Here is a 19,083-nt window from a genome sequence, read left to right on the forward strand (position 1 = left end):
AACACCGGCCCGCCCCGGCGGGTTGCACCGGCGGGGCGGGCGGCGGGCGTCGCGGTCAGTTGCCGGGCAGCCGCACCGACTGGCGGTGCCGGAAGACGTTGCGGGGGTCGTACGCCTGCTTGACGCGCTGCAGGCGGCGGTAGTTTCCCTTGTAGTACAGGTCGTGCCAGGGCGTGCCCGAGCGGTTGTGCTCCGGCAGGCCGAGGTCGGCGTCGGGGTAGTTGACGTAGCAGCCGTCGGTGACCGCGCCGGGGACCGGGACGCCTCCGGTGTCGGCGTACATGTCGGCGTAGAACTCGCGCAGCCAGCGCACGCAGTCCGCCTCGTCGGCGGGGTCGTCCCACCAGATCATCCAGGCCAGCTTGTACGCGGCGTCCCGGTGGGCGCTGGCCGTGGCGTCCTGGGGGACGGCCGAGACCTGTCCGGCGAAGGAGCTGAGCATGACCGAGCCGGTGGGGTTGCCGAGGTCCGTGCGGGTGAGGTGGCGGTACAGCGCGGCCAGTTGGCGCTCGGGGAAGCCCGCCTTCATGTAGGCCGACTTGAAGTCGCTCTTCTGGGTGGGGTCGTTGGTGGTGGGGTTGGCCGTGCCGAGGTAGCGGGCGGCCTGCAGCCAGGGCAGGCGGCGCGGGGTGGCCAGGTCCGGCAGGGCGGTGAGTTCGCCCATCCGCGTGGTGACGGGTCCGTAGGAGGCGGTGACGCCCTCGGTGATCGCCGCGAGGAACTCGTCGTGCAGCCGGGCGGCGCCGGGCACGCTCGCGTCGACGTGGGTGATCAGGCCGACGGCTCCGTTGGAGACGTGGTTGAGGGAGAGCAGGCTGCACACGGCGGTCGTCGGGTCGTCGGGGGCGGCGTGCCGCACGTGCCAGTCCGCGTAGTTGCGGACCAGCCGGGAGAAGGACCGCTCGTCCAGGTCGGACCACTGCCAGGAGACGGCGCTGACGAGGACCTCCGGGGGCGGGGCGGGCAGCAGCCGGGTCGGGTCCGTGCCGCTCGCTCCGGGGCTGCGGAACCAGTAGCGGGTCACGACGCCGAAGTTGCCGCCGCCCCCGCCGGTGTGGGCCCACCACAGGTCGCGGTGGGGATCCGCGTCGTCGCGGGTGGCGACGACGGTGCGGACGGTGCCGTCGGCGTCCACCACCACGACCTCGACCGCGTACAGGTGGTCCACCACCAGGCCGAGCTGCCGGCACAGCAGTCCCCAGCCGCCGCCGCTGACGTGGCCGCCCGCGCCGACCTGGAAGCACATGCCGGCCGGCACGATGACGCCCCAGGTGCGGTACAGGCGCTCGTACACGTCGAGGAGCTGGGCGCCCGGCTGCACCATGAAGGCGTTCATGGCCGGGTCGAAGTCCACGTCCCGCATCGCCGACAGGTCGACGACCACCTGGACGTCGGGGGTGAAGACGAAGTCCTCCCAGCAGTGTCCGCCGCTGCGCACCGTGAGCCGCTTGCCGGCCCGGACCGCCTGCCGGACCGCGGTGGCGACCTGCGCGGTCGTACGGGGGACGTGGACCGCCTCGGGGCGGCCGACGTAGCGCTGGTTCCAGCCCCGGACGAGGTCCGGGTAGCGCGCGTCCTCCGGGGTGACGGTCACCAGCGCGCCCGGCCGGGCCTCCTCCGGCGGGACCGTCCCCGGCAGGGCCACCGCCTGCCCGGCGGGCAGCAGCACGCCGCCGCCCAGCGCGGCGCTCGCGGCGAGCACCCCCCGCCTGCTCACCTTGTTTCCGCCGTACGTCATCGGGCATCCCCTCCCACGGCCGCGTGCGGTTCACGCGCGGATGCCGCCGACGCTAGGCATCCGGCGGCCCTCCCCGCACTCCGCATCTTGCGGTCAGCCCGCCCGGGAGCACCTGGCTCGATTCTTCAGAGGCCACTGCGACAGTTCAGCCCGGGACCCACAGCGGAATCCCATCCGAACCCTGTGCCCAGGAACGAGGAGGGGTGTCATGTCGAGCATGCCGCTCACCGGTAAAGCGGTGCGCCTCGCACGATTGTCCCGGTCGGGAGACGGCCGGTTCCTGTTCGTGCCGCTGGACCACTCCGTGTCCGACGGCCCCGTCGCCACCGCCGCCGATTTCGGCGACCTGGTCCGCTCCATCGCGGACGGCGGCGCCGACGGTGTCGTCGTCCACAAGGGCAGGGCGCGCATGATCGCGCCGGCGCTGCTCACCCGGTGCTCCCTCGTGGTGCACCTGAGCGCGAGCACCGCGCACGCCCCGGACGTCGACGCCAAGGTGCTGGTCGGGGATGTGGAGGACGCGGTCCGGCTGGGCGCGGACGCGGTCAGCGTGCACGTGAACATCGGCTCCGACACCGAGGCGGAGCAGCTCGCCGACCTCGGGGCCGTGGCCGGGGCCTGCGACCGCTTCGGCATGCCGCTCATGGCGATGATCTACCCGCGGGGTCCCCGGGTGACCGATCCGACCGACCCGACGCTCCTCGCCCATGTGGTGAACATCGCCGCGGACCTGGGCGTCGACGTCGTCAAGACGGTGCTCGCCTCCCCCGACGAGCGGATGGCGGAGGTGATCGCCTCCTCGCCGCTGCCGGTGGTGGTGGCGGGCGGCGGCTCCACCGACCGTGACCTGTTCGAGTTCGCGGTCACCGCCATGGACCTGGGATGTTCCGGACTCGCCGTGGGGCGACGGGTCTTCACCGACCCGGAGCCCGAGAAGACGGTCCGGGAGCTGGCCTCAATCATTCACCGCGGCGAGCTCGCCTCCGGGCCCGCGCCGCAGACCGAGATGGCAGGTGTGTTGTGAAGTTCGCCTGGATCGACCTCCGGACCGTGCCCGCCGAACACCGCGAGGCAGTCGTCGACGCCGCGATCCACGCGCGGGTCGACGGCGTCGTGGACAGCGACCCGGAGCGCCTCGCCCTGCTGCCGAACACCGTCAAGCGCGTCCTCGCGCCGGGCGCACGTGTCGGCGAGGAGCTCCCGGACGACCTGATCGTGCTGCGCGAGGTCGCCGACGTCGACGGTCTCGGCGCGCTGGAGAGCCGGCACCGGGGCGGCGACAAGGAGACGGCCGCCTGGGTCAACGTCGTCGACGACCCGACGCTGAAGCTCGCCTGCGACGCCGCGCGCGCCCTCCCCTACACCGTGGTGGAGTTCAAGGACCCGACGAAGATCCCGCTGGAGATCGTCATCGCCGCGGCGGACGCCTCGCCGGGCCAGCTGATCTGCCAGGCCGCCGACATCGAGGAGGCGCGGATCATCGTCGACGTCCTGGAGAAGGGCTCCGAGGGCGTCCTGGTGGCGCCGCGTTCCGCCAACGACGTGTTCGCGCTGGTGGAGATGTTGCGGGAGAAGACTCCCGACCTCCAGCTGCAGACGCTCACGGTCGAGTCGATCGAGCACCTCGGGCTCGGCGACCGGGTCTGCATCGACACGTGCACGCACTTCGAGAAGGACGAGGGCATGCTGGTCGGCTCCTACGCGCACGGCTTCGTGCTGTGCGTGAGCGAGACGCACCCGCTGCCGTACATGCCGACCCGTCCGTTCCGCATCAACGCGGGCGCGCTGCACAGCTACGTGTTCGGCGCGGACAACCGCACCAACTACCTGAGCGAGCTCAAGGCCGGCAGTCCGGTGCTCGCCGTCGGTGCCGACGGCCGCACCCGCCGCATCGTGGTGGGCCGGATCAAGCTGGAGTCCCGCCCGCTGCTCGGCATCAAGGCCGTCTCCCCGGAGGGCGTCGAGGTCAACCTGATCGTGCAGGACGACTGGCACGTGCGGGTCCTCGGCCCGGGTGCCGCGGTGCTCAACGTGACGGAGCTGAAGAAGGGCGACCAGCTGCTGGGTCATGTGGCCACCGACAAGCGCCACGTGGGCTGGCCGGTCGGCGAGTTCTGCGTCGAGAAGTAGACGACAGGCGTCCGGGGCCGCCCTGGCGGCGGCCCCGGCGCCGCGGCGAGGGAGCCGGTGGAGGCGATGACACGAGGGTCCTGGTGGGGCGCCGAACTGCTCGGCCGCCACGCCGACGACAGGGTGTGGGCGCGCGCCGCGGACCGCGAGGTCACGTTCGGCAGGCTGCGCCGCGAGACGGCCTGGCAGGCCGAGGTACTGGCGCGGCACGGCATCCGGGCGGGGAGCACGGTCGCGCTGTACGGCAAGACGAGCTTCACGAAGCTGTGGACGCTGTTCGCGCTGTGGTCGCTCGGTGCCCAGGTGGTGCTGGCGGAGCCCCCGTCCGGCCCGAGGCCGCGGCGGCTGCCGCCCGGGGCGGAGCGGGCGCGGTTCTCGGTGTCGCTCGGGGAGAGCCGCGGGCGGCCGCACGACTTCGTCGACGAGTGCGAGGTGCTGGTGCGCCGCCACCCCGGCGGCGGTCCCGGCGTGGGCGGGCACTGCCTCGTGCAGTTCTCGTCGGGAACCACCGGGCGTCCCAAGGCGGTCGGCAGGAGCGCGCGGTCACTGCTCGACGAGCTGGGGCGGCTCGCCTCGCTGGAGGACATGCCGCGCGCGGGCGAGCGGGTGGCCGTGCTGACGCCGCTCACCCATTCCTTCGGGCTGATCGCCGGGGTGCTGCACTCCCTCGCGGTGGGGGCGACGCTGGTGCTGCCGGTCGCCCGCACGGCGCAGGCCACGGTGCGGGCGGCGGCCGACGCGCACGCGGTGTTCGGCAATCCGCACCACTTCCGCCCCCTGACGTGGACCGAGCCCGGGGGGCTGCCGCGCCTTCGCCTCGCCGTGTCGAGCGGTGACGCCCTGCCGCCCGAGATCCCCGCGCTGTTCCGGGGCCGGCACGGGCTGCGCGTCGGCCAGGCCTACGGCACGACCGAGACGGGCATCATCGCCGCCGACCTCACCGGGCGCTTCGGCCCGGCGAGCATCGGCACTCCGGTGCCCGGCACCCGGGTCCGGGTGGTCGGCGGCGTGCTGGAGGTGCACGTCCAGGAGTCGCCGTACGTGTACGACGACACTCCCTGGACCGGCGGCTGGATGTCCACCCGCGACCTGGTCACGCGCGATCCCGGCACCGGCGCGCTGCGGCTGCGCGGACGGGTCCAGGGCCTCGGGGACGCCTCGGTGGACCTGCTGCGCATCGAGTCGGTGCTGCGGGCCCACCGGCACATCACGGACGCCGTCGTCCTCGGGGTCGGCCCCATCGAGGCGCACGTGGCGAGCAGCGCGGAGCTGGACCGGGACGAGCTGCGCTCCTGGTGCCGGCGGTTCCTGGGCGGCGCGCCGGTGCCGGACCGCTACCACCTGCTGCGGGAACTGCCCCGTACGGCCGGCGGCAAGGCCGTGCGGGACCGCGGCGTGCTCCGCCGGCACCGGGCGCACCCGCCCGGCGCGTGCCGCTGCGTCAGCTGGTGAGCCGCTCCGGCGGCCGGGGGTCGCGGCCGCGCGGGCGACGGGAGACGACCTCATGAACGAGTCGAAAGAGAAGAGACGACGTATGACGGGGACGACGACGGCCGCGACGCTGTACACCGAGGACGAGGCACGCTGGCGGGCGGTGCGGGACCGGGACCCCGGCGCCGACGGCCACTTCCTCTACGTGGTCACCACGACCGGCGTGTACAGCCGTCCGTCGTGCACGGTGAGGCTGGCCCTGCGGGAGAACGTCCGGTTCTTCCCGACCCCGGAGGCCGCCCGGGCCGAGGGCTACCGTCCGTGCCGCCGCTGCCGTCCCGACGACTCCGACCGGCACGCCGTGGCGGCCGAGGCGGTGGCCCGGGCCTGCCGGATCATCGACGAGGCGCCGGTGCCGCCGAGCCTGGACGAACTGGCCCGCCAGGTCGGTTACAGCCGCTTCCACTTCCACCGCCTGTTCAAGTCGTTCACCGGGATCACGCCGCACGCCTACCTGGCGGCGGCGCGGGCCCGGCGGGTGCGGGAGGCCCTGCCGCTGGCGGGGACGATCGCGGACGCCGTGTACAGCTCGGGGTTCAACTCCGGCGGTCACTTCTACGCGGCGGCGCCGGAGATCCTGGGCATGACCCCGAAGGAGTACCGGGCGGGCGGCGACGGCACGGACATCCGGTACACGGTGGCGGGGTCGTCGCTGGGGCCGGTGCTCGTCGCGGCGACGGACAAGGGTGTGTGCGGGGTGCTGACGGGGGACGACGCCCCGGCGCTGCTCCACCGGCTGCGCGCCATGTTCCGGCAGGCCCGGCTCGTGCCGGCGGACGACGCCGTCGCCGCCGCCGTCGCCGCGGCCGTCCGCGAGGCGGAGCCCCCGCAGCTGGGGCGCGAGCTGCCGCTGCCCATACGGCGGTCCGCGCTGGCCGTGCGGATACGGCGTACGGTGCCGGCGCCCGCCGCGCCGAGCAGGTAGCCCCGGGCCGCGGGCGGCTCGACTCTTTCCGGCCGGGCGCCCGGAGGGCCCGGCCGGACCCGCGGGCAGGGGCTCCGGCTCAGCCCGGGGAGCGGGACTCCGCGTCGGCGGCGACCGGCTTGCGGCCCGCCTCCGCCGGGCGCAGCCGTCCCGACGCCCAGGTGGCCGGCAGCGCCGCCGCGCACACCAGCAGTCCGGTGAGCACCGCGTCCCTCGCGCCGCCGTGTGCGACGGCGGTGCCGCCGACGACCGCCCCGACCGCGATGCCGGCGTTGACCGCGGAGGCCGGCAGCGTCGAGGCGAGGTCACGCCCCGGGCCGGCCAGGAGTCCGACCCGGTACTGCAGGGCGGGGACCAGTCCGAACCCGACGACTCCCCACAGCACGAGGGCGAGGGCCACCGCCGCCAGGGACCCGCCGGCGGCCCACAGCACGGCCAGCGCCGCGACCAGGACGAGGTTCGCCGCCACGAGGGTGCGGGCCGCGTCCCGGTCCGCGGCCCAGCCGCCCACGAAGGTGCCGGCGGCCGTCGCGGCCCCGTACGCGAAGAGGAAGACGGTCAGCCAGGTGCCGGACACCCCGGTGACGTCCTCCAGGAAGGGCGTGATGTAGGTGAACGCGGCGAACTGGCCTCCCATCAGCAGGAGTCCGACGCCGAGCACGGCCAGGACGCGGGGTGCCAGCGCGTGCCGGGACTGCGACCACAGGCCGCCCGTGCCCGCGCCGTCGACCGGCGGGACGCACACGGCCGTGGTCAGCAGCGCCAGCGCGCCGAGGACCACGATGGCCGTGAACGCGGCGCGCCAGCCCAGGTGTTGGGCCGCGAGGGTGCCGAGCGGTACGCCGAGGGCGGTGGAGACGGCGATGCCGCCGAAGACGGCGGAGATCGCGCGCCCGGTCCGCTCGGGCGGCACCAGGGCGGCCGCGACCGTGAACGCCGCGCCGAGGAACAGGCCTTGGAGCGCCCCGGTGAGGGCCCGGGCCGCGAGCAGCGTGCCGAAGTCGGGGGCCACGGCGGCCAGCAGGTTGCCGGCGACGTAGCCGGCCAGCGACGCCCAGGCCAGGGTGCGGCGCCGGAACCGGATGGTGGCAGCCGTCAGCAGCGGGCCGCCGACGCAGATGCCGAGCGCGTACGCGGTGACCAGGGCGCCTGCCGTGTCCACGGACACGCCGAGGTCCCCGGCGACGAGCCTCAGCAGGCCGACGACGACGAGCTCGGCGCTGCCCATGACGAAGGTGGCCAGGAAGAGGGCGGCGAGGGCCGGGCCCGGTCGCCGCCGCACCTGGGAGGGGACGGAGGTCATGTCAGTGCCAGAAGTTCTTCCTGGCGCCGCGCAGGTCGTGGAAGGACTCGAGGTCGGGCACCGTCCAGCCGTCGAGGTCGTACTCCTGGAGGCACTGCTCGGCGAAGCCCTTGTAGGCGTCGAGCTGACCGTTCTCCATCTGGGTCATGAAGATGTCGCTGCGCACCGCCTCGTGGTTGCCGGAGTAGTTGCGCTCGTACAGCTCGTGCCGGCCGCCGAACTCGGTGCCGACGGCGTCCCACAGCAGCTTCATCAGCTTGACGCGGCTGACGGCGTCGTAGCCGTTGGAGCCGCGCACGTACTTGTCGAGGTAGGGGCGCACCTCGGGGTTCTTGAAGTCCTCGGCGCTGGAGTTCACGTAGATCAGGCCGCTGGCGACGTCCTGCTCGATGATCTCCTTGATGCGCGGGTAGCCGATGGTCATGAACCAGCGGTACGCCATGCCGTACTCCAGGCGGGGCAGCAGCGCCCCGTCCTTCCATTCCTCGGGGTTGCGGGCGGCGGCGTCGGTCAGGGCCCAGAACATGTTGCGCCAGGCGAGGACCTCGCCGATCCGGGCCTGGATGCCGCGGAAGTCCTTGGTGCCGGTCATCTCGACGGCCTTGGCGAGCAGCCCGGCGATGAAGTCGATCTTCACGGCGAGGCGGATGCAGCCGTGGAAGGTCAGGCGCGGGATGAAGCCGGACTTGGGGGCGAACCCGTTGACCTGGTCGACGTCTCCGTAGAGGAAGACGTTCTCCCAGGGGATGAGGACCTTGTCGAGGACGAAGATGGTGTCGTTCTCGTCCAGGCGCGAGGAGAGCGGGTAGTCGAAGGGGCTGCCCATGACGGCGGCCGCGGCCGCGTAGGAGGGGCGGCAGATCAGCTTGAGGCCGGGCGCGCCCATCGGGATGGTCGCGACGAGCGCGAACTGCTTCTCCTTGAGCGGCAGTCCGTAGTGCGAGATGAAGTTGTAGTGGGTGATGGCCGAGCCGGTGGCGACGACCTTGGCGCCGCTGACGACCAGGCCGGCGTCGGTCTCCTTCTCCACGTGCACGAAGACGTCCTTGACCTCTTCGGACGGGCGGTGCCGGTCGACCGGGGGGTGGATGATCGCGTGGTTCCAGAACAGCACCTTCTCCTGGGACTCGCGGTACCAGCGGCGCGCGTTGTCCTGGAAGGGCGCGTAGTAGTCGGAGTTGGCGCCGAGCGTGCCGAGGAAGGCCGCCTTGTAGTCGGGGCTGCGGCCCATCCAGCCGTAGGTGAGGCGGGCCCACTCGGCGATCGCCTCGCGGTCCTCGACCACGTCCTGCACGCTGCGGGGGGTGCGGAAGAACTTGTGGGTGTAGCCGTCGCTGCCGGTGTCGGTGCGGGTGGTCAGCACGTCGCGGCGGGCCGGGTCGTGCAGGGCGTCGTAGAGGCGTGCGGTCATCCGGGCCGGGTTGGCGAACGCCGGGTGCTTGGTGACGTCGTCGACGCGTTCGCCGTAGATGTACACCTCGCGGTCGTCGCGCAGGCTCTCCAGGTACTCGTCGCCGGTGAGGGGGCGGGTGGTGCGGGGAGCCGGTGCGGAGGCGGAGTCCTCGCCCTGCTGCTGCGTCATGGTGTGTCCTTGTCCGGTCGTGACGGTCAGTGGCCCAGGGGGATGTGGAGCGCCGCGGTGCCCGACGACCACGCGCCGTCCGCCGGACCGTCGAGGGTGCCCGCCCACACGTGGTGGCCGGGCGCGGGGTCGAGGAGGCGGAAGGCGCCGCCGTGGAAGACCAGCGGCTCGGCGTCCCGGGTCGAGAAGTCCCGCACCCGCCCGACGTGCAGGACGTGGTCGCCGCCGTCGTACGCGGCCCAGGGCACGCAGTCGAGGTGGGCGGCGGAGCCTGCCAGGCGGGGTCCGGCCGCGTCGTGCTCCCAGGGCACGGGAGCGTCCGCCGGCCGGGGCCGGCCCGCGAAGTGCAGGGCCAGGTCCTCCTGGTGCGCGGCGAGGATGTCCACCCCGAACGAGGACGCGCCCGTGAGCAGGTCGCACATCCGGCTGCGCCGGTCCAGGGACACCATCACCAGCGGGGGGTCGAGCGAGACGGAGGTGAACGAGCCCACCGTGGCGCCGTGCACGCCGGCGGCGTGTTCGACGGTGACCACCGTGACACCCGTGGCGAAGCGGCCGAGGCAGTCGCGGAAGCGGCGTTGTGTGTCGCCCATCGGCACTCCTCGAAAGAAGGGAAATGAACCCTTGAATTCGGCGCTCTGTCAGGCGCATTGTGCCGGTGGCCGCTAAAGGATCGATCGAGGCGGGGCGGCGGAAATTGCCGCGCAATATCCAGGAGACCGGAAATGATTGACACCGGTGTCCGCGGACGCCTGTAATTCCTTCTCGGATTCGAGTACCCGACACGAGGTGGCCATCATGAGACTCCAGGTCGAGTTGACCGACGCACTCCAGGACTACGTCGCCGAGGTCTCGCTGCGCGAGCCCGACCTGCTGCGCGCGCTGCGCGAGGAGACCTCGCAGCTCCCCCTGCACCTGATGCAGATCTCGCCCGAGCAGGGCCAGTTCATGCGGACCCTGCTGAAGGCCACCGGCGCCCGGCGCACGCTGGAGATCGGCGTCTTCACCGGCTACAGCCTGCTGTCGACGGCGCTCGCGCTGCCCGCCGACGGCCGGGTGGTGGGTCTCGACATCAACGAGGAGTGGAGCGCCATGGCGCTCGACTACTGCAAGCGAGCCGGGGTCGCGGACAAGGTCGACCTGCGCGTCGGCGACGCCCGGGCCTCCCTGGAGCGGCTGCTGAAGGAGGAGGACGCCGCCGGCACGTTCGACTTCGTGTTCATCGACGCGGACAAGGAGAACTACGCGGCGTACTACGAGTACGCGCTGGAGCTGCTGCGCCCCGGCGGCCTCGTCGTCGTCGACAACGTGCTGTGGCACGGCGCGCTGCTCGACGAGTCCGCGCAGGACTCCGAGACGCGGGCGCTGCGCGACTTCAACCCGCGGCTGCGCGACGACGAGCGGGTGGAGCTGAGCGTGATCCCGTACGCGGACGGGCTGACGTTCGCCGTCAAGCGCTGAGTTCCGCACCACGCGCGGGAAGGCCGCCCCGGGAGCTCCGGGGCGGCCTTCACGCGTGGGTCAGGGCAGGCGTATGGACTGGGCGTGGCGGAAGAAGTCGGTCGGGTCGTACTTCTTCTTCACCTGCTGCAGCCGGGCGTAGTTGTCCTTGTAGTAGAGCTTGTACCAGGGTGTCGACGAGGTGTTGTACGCCGGGTCGTTCAGGTCGTTGTCGGGGTAGTTGACGTAGCAGCCGTCGGTGACGGCGTTGGGCACGGGCACGCCGCCGGTGTCGGCGTAGACCTCCGCGTAGCACTGCCGGTTCCAGGCGACGTAGGCGGCGTCCTCGGCCGGGTCGTTCCAGAGGGACATCCACATCATCTTGAAGAACGACTCGCGGTGCGGGTAGCCGGTGGCCGACGGCGCGGGCCGGTTGACCTCGCCGCCGTAGGAGCTGAGCGTGATGGAGGCGCCGGGCAGGGTGACGTCCGTGCGCGTCAGGTGCTTGTACAGGGCCGCGAGCTGCCGGTCGGGGAAGGCCGCGCGCATGTACGAGGACTTGTACTCCTGCCGGAAGGTCGGGTCGGTGAGGTTGGTGTTGGTGAGGGCGAGGTAGCGGGTGGCCTCCAGCCACGGCAGCCTGCGGGGCTCGGCGTACGCGGCCATGGGGCCGAACTCGGCGAACGGGCGGGTGACGGCCTCCGTCGGCACGTCGACGCCTTCGCCGATCGCGGCGCGGTAGTCGTCGAGCATCCGCCGGGCGTCGGGGACGGTGGCGTCGACCTGGGTGACCATGGCGATCTGGCCGGCGGACTTGTGGGTCAGCACGAGGAAGCTGGCGAGCGCCAGTTCGGGGGCGCCGGGGGCGCTGTGCGCGGTGAACCAGCGCGCGTAGTTCTGGGCCAGCCGGGAGACCTTGGCCTCCGTCATGCTCTCCCACGGCCAGGCCTGCGCCACCAGGTACACCTCGCGGGGCGGCTTGGGCAGCAGCTTCCTGGGGTCGCTGCCGGTGGCTCCGGGGGTGCGGAACCAGTAGCGGGTGACGACGCCGAAGTTGCCGCCGCCACCGCCCGCGTGGGCCCACCACAGCTCGCGGTGGGGGTCGTTCGGGTCGTTGGTCGCGACGACGGTGCGGACCCGGCCGTCGGCGCCGACCACGACCACCTCGACGGCGTGCAGGTAGTCGATGATCAGGCCGAGCTGGCGGCAGAGCAGCCCCCAGCCGCCGCCGCTGACGTGGCCGCCGGCCGCGACGGAGTGGCAGATGCCGCCGGGCACGGTGACGCCGTACACCTGGTACAGCAGGGCGTAGACGTCGAGGAGCTGGGCGCCGGTCTCGACGGCGAACGCGCACCGGCCGGGGTCGTAGTAGACCTTGTCGAGCATCGACAGGTCGAGCACCACCTGGACCTGGGGGTTGAAGACCCAGTCCTCCAGGCAGTGCCCGCCGGAGCGGACGGTCAGCCGCTTGCCGGCGGTGACGGCCGCCTGCACCACTCCCGCCACCTGGGAGACGTCGTCCACGATGTGGACGGCCTCGGGGTTGCCGACGTAGCGCCGGTTCATTCCGTGGACGAGTTCGCCGTACTGGGCGTCCGCCGACGTCACCTTCACCGGGGCGAACGACCTGACGCCCGCGGTCGCGTCCTCCGCCGCGGCCGGCCGGGCGAGGACCCCGCCCATGGCGGCCGTGCCGCCGAGTGCCGCCGCGGTGGTGAAAAGCCGCCTGCGACCTATCCCTTTACTGTCGTGCACGTGAAGCTCTCCCGTTCTCGCCATTTTCGGCGCACTTCAACACCCGCTCTTCTGCGCCGCGACAGTACGAATCAGTCATCGCCGAAAACACTCCGGATCTTGCTGTCGCATCCCTGAACGGCAGATTCCGGGATACGACCGCAAGATGGGGAGTGTCGGAGGGGGCCGGGATCGCCACCATCGGAGTCCAGGCCGAATTCGCATGGTGGAAGGGGGCGCGCCGGTGACGGTCAGCGTCGGTGAGGTGTACGAGAACCCGCGGTGCCGGGAGCGGGTCGTGATCAGAACGCCGTCCTCGCACACGGGCGGGGCGCGCACCGTGATGGACGTGTACTCCGAGCCCGGTGGCGCGGTGTCGGGCGAGCACCTGCACCCGGTGAGCGAGGAGCGCTTCACCCTGGTGCGCGGCAAGGTCGCGTTCCTGATCGGGGGGCGCCAGGTGACCCTGGAGGAGCCGGGGCAGAGCGTGCTCATCCAGCCCGGCATCAAGCACCGGTGGTGGAACTGCAGCGGCGAGCCGGCCTTCCACATCTGCGAGGTGCGCAAGAACAGCGACCGCTTCGAGCAGCTGGTGCTGCGCCAGCTGTTCGGGCTCGCGCAGGACGGCAAGACGACGCCGGAGGGCATGCCGCGGCTGCTCCAGCAGGCGGTGACCACGCTGGAGTTCGGTGACGTGGTGCGGTTCACCTCGCCCCCGTGGGTGCTGCAGCGCGTGCTGTTCACCGCGCTGGCGCCGATCGCCCGGTTGCTGGGGTACCAGGGGTGCGACCCCCGCTACATGGACCGCAAGCCGTCCGAGATCGCGGAGCTGGAGGAGCTTCCGGAGGAGGTCATGCGCTGGCACCGCTGACCCCGCGGGCCCGGTGGACATCGCCTGCAACACCTTCGGGCATGGCGGTGTTTCCGTAGACGAGAGCACATCGCACCACGCTCCTCCCCTGCCAGGGCGGGGCCGACCATCGAGAAGGAACCTTATGGATCTGCAGCTTTCCGGCCGGGTCGCCGTCGTGACCGGCGCCTCCAAGGGCATCGGCCTGGCCATCGTCCGCACGCTCCTCGAAGAGGGCGCCAAGGTCGTGGCCACCTCCCGCAAGAGCACCCCGGAGCTGGACGCGCTGGCCGGCCCGAACCTCGCGCACGTCCCGGCCGACTTCATGGACGACGACGCGCCGGCTCAGGTCGTCGCCAGCGCTGTGGAGAAGTTCGGCGGGCTCGACATCCTGGTCAACAACGCCGGCGGCCCGCCGCCCGGCGTGACCCTGCCGCGTGGTTCGTTCCTGCACGCCTCCGACGAGGAGTGGCGTGCCATGTTCGAGTTCAACCTGTTCTCGGCCGTGCGCGCCATCCGCGCCGCCGTTCCGCACCTGCTGGAGCGCGGTGGCGGCGCGATCGTGAACATCTCTTCGGGCAACGCCCGGCAGCCCTCGCCGATCAACGTCGACTACGGCGCGGCGAAGGCCGCTCTGAGCAACATCACCAAGGTGCTCTCGGGCGAGTTCGCGCCCCAGGGCATCCGCGTGAACACGGTCTCCCCCGGTGTGGTGCGCACGCCGTGGTGGACCGACGAGGGCGGCGTCGCCGACATGATCGCCTCGCAGGCCGGCACCGACAAGGACAGCGTTCTGAACAACGTCGTCCCGGAGATGCTGAACCTGGCCACGGGCCGCTTCGTCGAGCCGCAGGAGGTGGCCGACGCCGTCGTCCTGCTGGCGTCGCCGCGTTCCGGCAGCACCACGGGCGCCGAGTTCGTCGTCGACGGCGGCCTCCTCAAGGAGCTCTGAGCGACCCCGTGCGGGAGGACCGGCGCGAAACGGCTCCTCCCGCACGCCTCCGGCCGCCGCGTGGCGGCCACGCGTTCGACATGGCTGGACCCGTCGGGGGCGTTCGGTGATCCGGCTCGCACGGATCGCCGGCGCCGCCGGCGGCGTCCTTGTCGGCCGTGTCCTCGCCGTCGACGTCTTTTCTGTGATGTCCCTGCCGGTGGTGCCCCCACCGTCTTGTCCCTGTCGGCGGTGCGCTCACCGGCGGTGACCGTGTCGGTGGTCGGCCCTGTCGCCGAACCGTCGGCGGCCCTCTCGCCGACCTGCCGGAGCTCCACCTCCTGACGCATCGGGTCCCGGGCGGCGTCGCCGCTTCCGGCCGTGCCGTCCACGGTGGCTCCGCCGACTCACCGGGCCCCGCCGCCTTCTCACGGGCCTCCGCCCTCGTCGCGCAGGCCTTCGCCGCCGTCTTGTGCGCCCCGTCCCGTTCCCGGGTGCCTCCGGGACGTTCCACCGCCGTCGGCGCAACTGACACGGGCCCGGCCCGCCTCCCTCTTCCTGCCCCGCCGTGCCGTCGCACGGCCCCTGAGCCATGCGTCCGGACCACCGGGCCCGCCTGCGGTGCCGACTCCCGGGAGTTGTCATGCCCTTGCCAGTCGATGCCCCCGCGCGAAGCGGCGCGGCGCCCCCGCCGGACCGCCGGCTGCTCGCCCTGGCCGTCCTCGCCCCCCTGCTCGCCAACGCCGACATGGGGATCGTGACGCTCGCGCTCAGCGACATCCGGCACGACCTGTCGATGTCGCTCGACGCCGTGCAGTGGGTCACGAACGTCTACGTGCTGCTGATGGGCGGGCTCCAGCTGCTCGGAGGCCGGCTCGCGGACCTCGCCGGGGCCCGGCGGCTCTTCCTCCACGGCCTGGCCGCCTTCGCCGCGGCCTCGGCCCTGTGCGGCGCGGCACCCAGCGGCCCGCTCCTCGTCACCGCCCGCGCCGGACAGGCACTGGCGGCCGCCGTGCTCGTACCCGCCGCGATGTCGCTCCTCGTGACGGCGGTGGCGCCCCGGCGGCGCGCCCGCGCCCTGGCGCTGTGGGCGGGCGCGGGCGGCGTCGGCTCGGTGGCCGGAGTGCTGTGCGGGGGGCTGGTGGTCGGCGGCCTCGACTGGCGCTGGGCGTTCTGGATCAACGTCCCGGTGATCGCCGTCGCCCTGGCGGTCGCCCGCCGCACCCCGCTGCCCGACCCGCCCCGGAGCCGCGAGCTCCGCCTCGACCTGGCCGGAGCGGCCGCCCTGACCGGCGCCCTGCTCGCGGCCGCGTACGCCCTGGTGCGGCTGGCCGAGCACGGGACCGACCGGTACGCGGTGTCCGCGGCGCTCGCCGCCCCTGCGCTGGCCGCCGTCTTCGCCCACCGCCAGCGCAGGTGTCCGCACCCGCTGCTGCCCGCGTCCCTGCTCCGCGACCGGAACCTGGTGTGCGGAGCGGCCGGCATCCTCCTCGTGTCGGCGGCCGCCGCGCCGGTCGTCTTCCTCGGCGGCCTGCGGCTGCGGGAGACCTACGGGTTCGGCGCGCCGGCCGCCGGCCTCGCCCTGCTGCCGATGGTCGGGGGGATCTTCGTCGTCGGCCGGGCCTGCAGCGCGCTGCTCACCCGGTACGGCGCCCGCCTGCCGTGCGCACTCGGCTGCCTCCTCGTGGGGGCCGGGCTGTGGACGCTGGCCGCCCGCTCGCACGCCCCGGGGTACGTGTCCGGCGTGCTGCCGGGGCTGGTCCTGGCCGGCGCCGGCCTTCCGCTGATCTGGATGTCCTGCGAGGTCGTGGCGCTGGCCCGGTTCCGGGAGGCCGGCGCCGGCCTCGCGGCGGGCCTCGTGCAGTGCGCGGGGCAGTTCGGGACCGCGCTGGGCACGGTGCTGGCGGTGGCGGTGTGCGGCCGTGGTGCCGGGGTGGCCGGCGGGGCGGGGCAGGCGTACGGGGTGGCGGCCCTGCTGATGGTGCCGGCGCTGCTGGGCGCCCTGATCTGGCTGCCCGGCCGCCGGCCGCCCGGACCGGCACCCCGTACGCCCCCGGCCGGACCCGCGCCGGCCACCTGGACCTCAGGCCCTGACGAGCCCGTCGTCGCGGACCGGGTCGCGCGGGGTGGAGAGGCCGCGCCGGGCGAGCAGGTCGAGCGACTGCCGGCCGCGCGCGCATGAGGGGGGCTCCAGCCGCGGGTGGCCGGAGAGCATGTGGGTGTGCAGGAGTTGCAGCCGCGCCGACGGCTTGGCGTCGAGTTCCTCCCGCAGCCGGGCTCGCAGCCGGTGGTAGGCCATCAGCGCGTCGGCCTGTCGCCCCGACTGGTACAGGGCGAGCATGAGGTGCGCGACGAGACCCTCGTGCGTCCCGTACTGGTGCACCAGCGCGGTGAGTTCGCCGAGGATCTCGTGGTGCCGCCCGAGGCGCAGCTCGGCTCCCAGGCGCTGGGGGACGGCGTCGAGCCGGTCGCGCTCGACGACCTCGATGGCGGCCCGGAGCAGCGGACCGGTGGGCACGTCGACGAGCATCGGGCCCGCCCACATCGTCTCGGCGGCGCGCAGCTGCTCGACGGCCTCGGCGTAGTCGCCCGCCATCAGCGTGGCGCGCGCGGCGCGCACCTGCTGCTCGTACCGGTGCAGGTCCAGTTCGCCGGGGTTCAGCTTCAGCACGTACCCCTGGTCGCGGGTCTGCAACCGGCCGGGTCCGCGCCCCGGGCCGCGCCGGGCCCCGTCCAGGGAGCGGCGTAACTGCATGACGTAGGTGTGGACCGCGGCGACCGCGCTCGACGGCGGCCGGTACTCCCAGATCTCCTCGACGATCTGCGCCACGGACACCACGTGGTTCGCGTTGAACGCCAGGAGCGACACCAGTTGGCGTTGTTTCGGGGCCGTCGGGGTCCTGTGACGGCCTCCGTCGTCGCACACGCTCAAAGGGCCTAGAACGCGAAAGTCCATGTGAGGTTCCCCCATCGTCGCTTAGGTCGGCCTGGGCTGCCCGGGGAGGGTCGATCCCCTGGGGTGCCCCGTCGTGACGCGTAAGTCGTGCGGATGCTATCGCCGTTCAGGCTCCGGGGCCCGCCGCCGCGTCGAGCGGTCCGCCGGTGACGAGCTCCAGGAGCGCCCCGGGGTCACCGGGCTCCCGGTCGGCGCGCCAGGCGATGTGCTGGTCGGGGCGGACGAGCACCAGATCGCGCTCGTACAGCTCGCGCGCGAGCGGATCGTCGAGCGTCAGGGTCCGCAGCGGCACACCCCGGGCCCGGGCCGCCGCCTCGATGCCTCCGGTCGCCGGCGGACGCGGGCCGAGGCGGAGCAGGGTGAAGCCGGCGCCGAACCTGTCGAACAGCGAACTGCCGTCCGTGCGGCGGTCGTCGAGCCAGAGGTGGGGCGCGCGACCGCCCGGCACCGCCGAGGGGGTGTACGCGGCGAAGGAGTCGGGCACCGGGCCGGAGCCGTCCCCCGCGACGATCGGGGAGCCGTCGTAGCGGGCGCCCAGCTGCACCCCCAGGGTGTCCAGGGTGCGCATCCCGTACTCGGCCAGCTCCGCTCCCGTCTTCGCCCGGGCCGCCTCGCCCGCGGCGGAGTCCGCCTCCAGCCAGGCGGGGCGGTCGACGGCGCCGAGCCCCTGGCCGAGCGTCCGGGCCGCCGAGGTGTTCCGGAGGGCGACGGGCCGGCGCTCGCTGCCGTACGAGTCCAGGAGGCCCGGGCCCGCCCAGCCCCGGACCGCCGCCGCGAGCTTCCAGGCGAGGTTGGCGGCGTCGTCGACGCCGGTGTTCATGCCGAAGCCGCCGTTGGGCGTGAACAGGTGCGCGGCGTCACCGACGAGCCGGACGCGCCCCGCGCCGAACGACTCGGCGACCAGCGCCGCGCCCGCGGTCCAGGGCCGGTGGCTGAGCACCTCGACCGGGAGGGGTTCGCCCGCCGCCCGCCGCACCAGCTCCACCAGATCGGCGTCGGTCGCCCGGTCCGGGTCGACGGAGCTGGTGAGCAGGAAGAACTCCTCGACGCCGTCGAGCGCGATGAGGTTCAGCGCCAGGTCCGCGTTCACGACCCAGTTGCTCCACGCGCCGCGGTCGCGCAGGAAGTCGCGGTACAGGGTGGGCACCCGGAGGTGGGCGGCGGTGGACCGGCGGCCGAGGATGTCCTGGTCGAGGGCGCCCTCTCCCTCGTAGCGGATGCCGAGGTGGCGTCGGACCGTGCTGTGTCCGCCGTCGCACCCCGCGACGTACGCCGCCCGGAACACCCGCCGCTCGCCCTCGTGTTCGGCGACGACGTCGACGTGACCCGCGCCCTCGCGCAGGTCGGTGACGGTCCAGCCGTAGCACAGGGTGATGCCCCGGCGGCCGCGGGCGTGGTCGAGCAGTAGCCGCTCCACGTACATCTGGTTCGCGCGGTGCATGGGTTCGGGCGTCGGGTCCGCGCGGTCGGCGGCGGCCCGCGCGCTCAGCACCTCGGCGGTGCCCGGCCAGGGCAGCAGGGCCAGTTCGTGCGCGTTGTAGCGGGTGAAGAAGGAGATGCCGGCCGAGTGTCCGGCGGGCAGACCGAGAGCGCGGACGCGGTCGGCCAGGCCGAGGGTGCGGTAGTGCTCCATGGTCCGGGCGTTGTGGGTGCTGCCGCGCGGCTGATCGGGCACGTCCGCTTGGGAGTTGAGGACGACGCAGGGCACTCCCTGCCGGTCGAGCAGCAGCGCGAGCATCAATCCGACCGGTCCGCCGCCGACGACGGCGACCGGGGTTGTCAGCGGGTCGTCCATCCGACGCGGCCTCCAGCCTTCCTCGAGATCGAACCGGTGCGATCGTTGCAACCCCCTCTGAAGAACGGAGCAAGATCGGCCACCGGGGCGGTTTTCCATCGGCCCTTTAGCAGGCGGTTGGAGACTCCGCCACGAGCCTTTGCCGAACCGCTGGGGTGTCACGGGCCGCGATGTCTCACCGGTGACCGGAGCAATCGACGTATCACTG

General features: G+C 73.2%; 15 protein-coding genes. 8 read left to right on the top strand and 7 right to left on the bottom strand.

The features are described from left to right. Window positions 1-55: 55 nt before the first annotated feature. Entirely contained in the window at window positions 56-1,738 is a 1,683-nt protein-coding gene (locus ACFZCF_RS17730) for an FAD-binding protein (RefSeq protein ID WP_391287193.1), read from the bottom strand. Window positions 1,739-1,955: 217 nt separating this feature from the next. On the opposite strand from ACFZCF_RS17730, the gene ACFZCF_RS17735 reads away from it, so the two are divergent. The 4 genes from ACFZCF_RS17735 (at window position 1,956) to ACFZCF_RS17750 (ending at window position 6,284) form a co-directional block, all read left to right on the top strand. Then, window positions 1,956-2,762, top strand: coding sequence for a 2-amino-3,7-dideoxy-D-threo-hept-6-ulosonate synthase (locus ACFZCF_RS17735; RefSeq protein WP_388444923.1), 807 nt, complete (start codon window positions 1,956-1,958; stop codon window positions 2,760-2,762). Continuing rightward, window positions 2,759-3,868 (top strand): 3-dehydroquinate synthase II family protein, encoded by a 1,110-nt coding sequence (locus ACFZCF_RS17740; RefSeq protein ID WP_388443911.1) that lies wholly within the window; start codon window positions 2,759-2,761, stop codon window positions 3,866-3,868. The genes ACFZCF_RS17735 and ACFZCF_RS17740 overlap by 4 nt, the downstream gene beginning before the upstream one ends. Before the next feature lie 66 nt (window positions 3,869-3,934). Beyond that, window positions 3,935-5,320: a class I adenylate-forming enzyme family protein gene (locus ACFZCF_RS17745; protein WP_388443914.1), complete on the top strand. Its 1,386-nt coding sequence runs from the start codon at window positions 3,935-3,937 to the stop codon at window positions 5,318-5,320. Between the two features lie 82 nt (window positions 5,321-5,402). Continuing rightward, entirely contained in the window at window positions 5,403-6,284 is an 882-nt protein-coding gene (locus tag ACFZCF_RS17750) for a bifunctional transcriptional activator/DNA repair enzyme AdaA (protein ID WP_388443917.1), read from the top strand. Between the two features lie 79 nt (window positions 6,285-6,363). Here the strand turns inward: ACFZCF_RS17750 and ACFZCF_RS17755 are convergent, their stop codons facing one another. Genes ACFZCF_RS17755 through ACFZCF_RS17765 form a run of 3 tightly spaced genes read right to left on the bottom strand, consistent with a single transcriptional unit; the run spans window position 6,364 to window position 9,762 of the window. Next, window positions 6,364-7,587 carry an MFS transporter gene (locus ACFZCF_RS17755; RefSeq protein ID WP_391287194.1) on the bottom strand — a complete coding sequence of 408 codons (1,224 nt, stop codon included), beginning with the start codon at window positions 7,585-7,587 and terminating at the stop codon, window positions 6,364-6,366. Between the two features lies 1 nt (window position 7,588). Then, complete coding sequence (locus ACFZCF_RS17760) at window positions 7,589-9,169, bottom strand: 4-hydroxyphenylacetate 3-hydroxylase family protein (RefSeq protein ID WP_388443923.1); 1,581 nt, start codon at window positions 9,167-9,169, stop codon at window positions 7,589-7,591. Between the two features lie 26 nt (window positions 9,170-9,195). After that, entirely contained in the window at window positions 9,196-9,762 is a 567-nt protein-coding gene (locus ACFZCF_RS17765; RefSeq protein WP_388443926.1) for a flavin reductase family protein, read from the bottom strand. A 205-nt stretch (window positions 9,763-9,967) separates the two neighbouring features. Here ACFZCF_RS17765 and ACFZCF_RS17770 point away from each other — a divergent pair, with 205 nt between their 5' ends. Further along, window positions 9,968-10,630, top strand: coding sequence for a class I SAM-dependent methyltransferase (locus tag ACFZCF_RS17770; protein WP_388443928.1), 663 nt, complete (start codon window positions 9,968-9,970; stop codon window positions 10,628-10,630). A gap of 60 nt (window positions 10,631-10,690) precedes the next feature. On the opposite strand, the gene ACFZCF_RS17775 is transcribed toward ACFZCF_RS17770, so the two are convergent. Beyond that, window positions 10,691-12,364: an FAD-binding oxidoreductase gene (locus tag ACFZCF_RS17775; RefSeq protein WP_388443931.1), complete on the bottom strand. Its 1,674-nt coding sequence runs from the start codon at window positions 12,362-12,364 to the stop codon at window positions 10,691-10,693. Between the two features lie 223 nt (window positions 12,365-12,587). Here ACFZCF_RS17775 and ACFZCF_RS17780 point away from each other — a divergent pair, with 223 nt between their 5' ends. The 3 genes from ACFZCF_RS17780 to ACFZCF_RS17790 all read left to right on the top strand — a co-directional run bounded on the left by ACFZCF_RS17780 (window position 12,588) and on the right by ACFZCF_RS17790 (window position 16,306). After that, on the top strand, window positions 12,588-13,214 hold the full coding sequence (locus tag ACFZCF_RS17780; protein ID WP_391287195.1) for a cupin domain-containing protein: 627 nt from the start codon (window positions 12,588-12,590) through the stop codon (window positions 13,212-13,214). 124 nt (window positions 13,215-13,338) lie between these two features. Beyond that, window positions 13,339-14,145 carry an SDR family NAD(P)-dependent oxidoreductase gene (locus ACFZCF_RS17785; protein ID WP_382801041.1) on the top strand — a complete coding sequence of 269 codons (807 nt, stop codon included), beginning with the start codon at window positions 13,339-13,341 and terminating at the stop codon, window positions 14,143-14,145. A gap of 622 nt (window positions 14,146-14,767) precedes the next feature. Next, on the top strand, window positions 14,768-16,306 hold the full coding sequence (locus ACFZCF_RS17790; protein ID WP_391287196.1) for an MFS transporter: 1,539 nt from the start codon (window positions 14,768-14,770) through the stop codon (window positions 16,304-16,306). Here ACFZCF_RS17790 and ACFZCF_RS17795 read toward each other — a convergent pair. Beyond that, a complete protein-coding gene (locus tag ACFZCF_RS17795; protein ID WP_388443940.1) occupies window positions 16,208-16,993 on the bottom strand; it encodes a BTAD domain-containing putative transcriptional regulator in 786 nt (261 codons plus the stop codon). The genes ACFZCF_RS17790 and ACFZCF_RS17795 overlap by 99 nt on opposite strands. Window positions 16,994-17,186: 193 nt before the next feature. Continuing rightward, window positions 17,187-18,875 (bottom strand): FAD-dependent monooxygenase, encoded by a 1,689-nt coding sequence (locus tag ACFZCF_RS17800; protein ID WP_391287197.1) that lies wholly within the window; start codon window positions 18,873-18,875, stop codon window positions 17,187-17,189. Window positions 18,876-19,083 lie beyond the last annotated feature (208 nt).

This window comes from Streptomyces sp. NPDC007945 (assembly GCF_042958885.1).
Classification (GTDB): domain Bacteria; phylum Actinomycetota; class Actinomycetes; order Streptomycetales; family Streptomycetaceae; genus Streptomyces.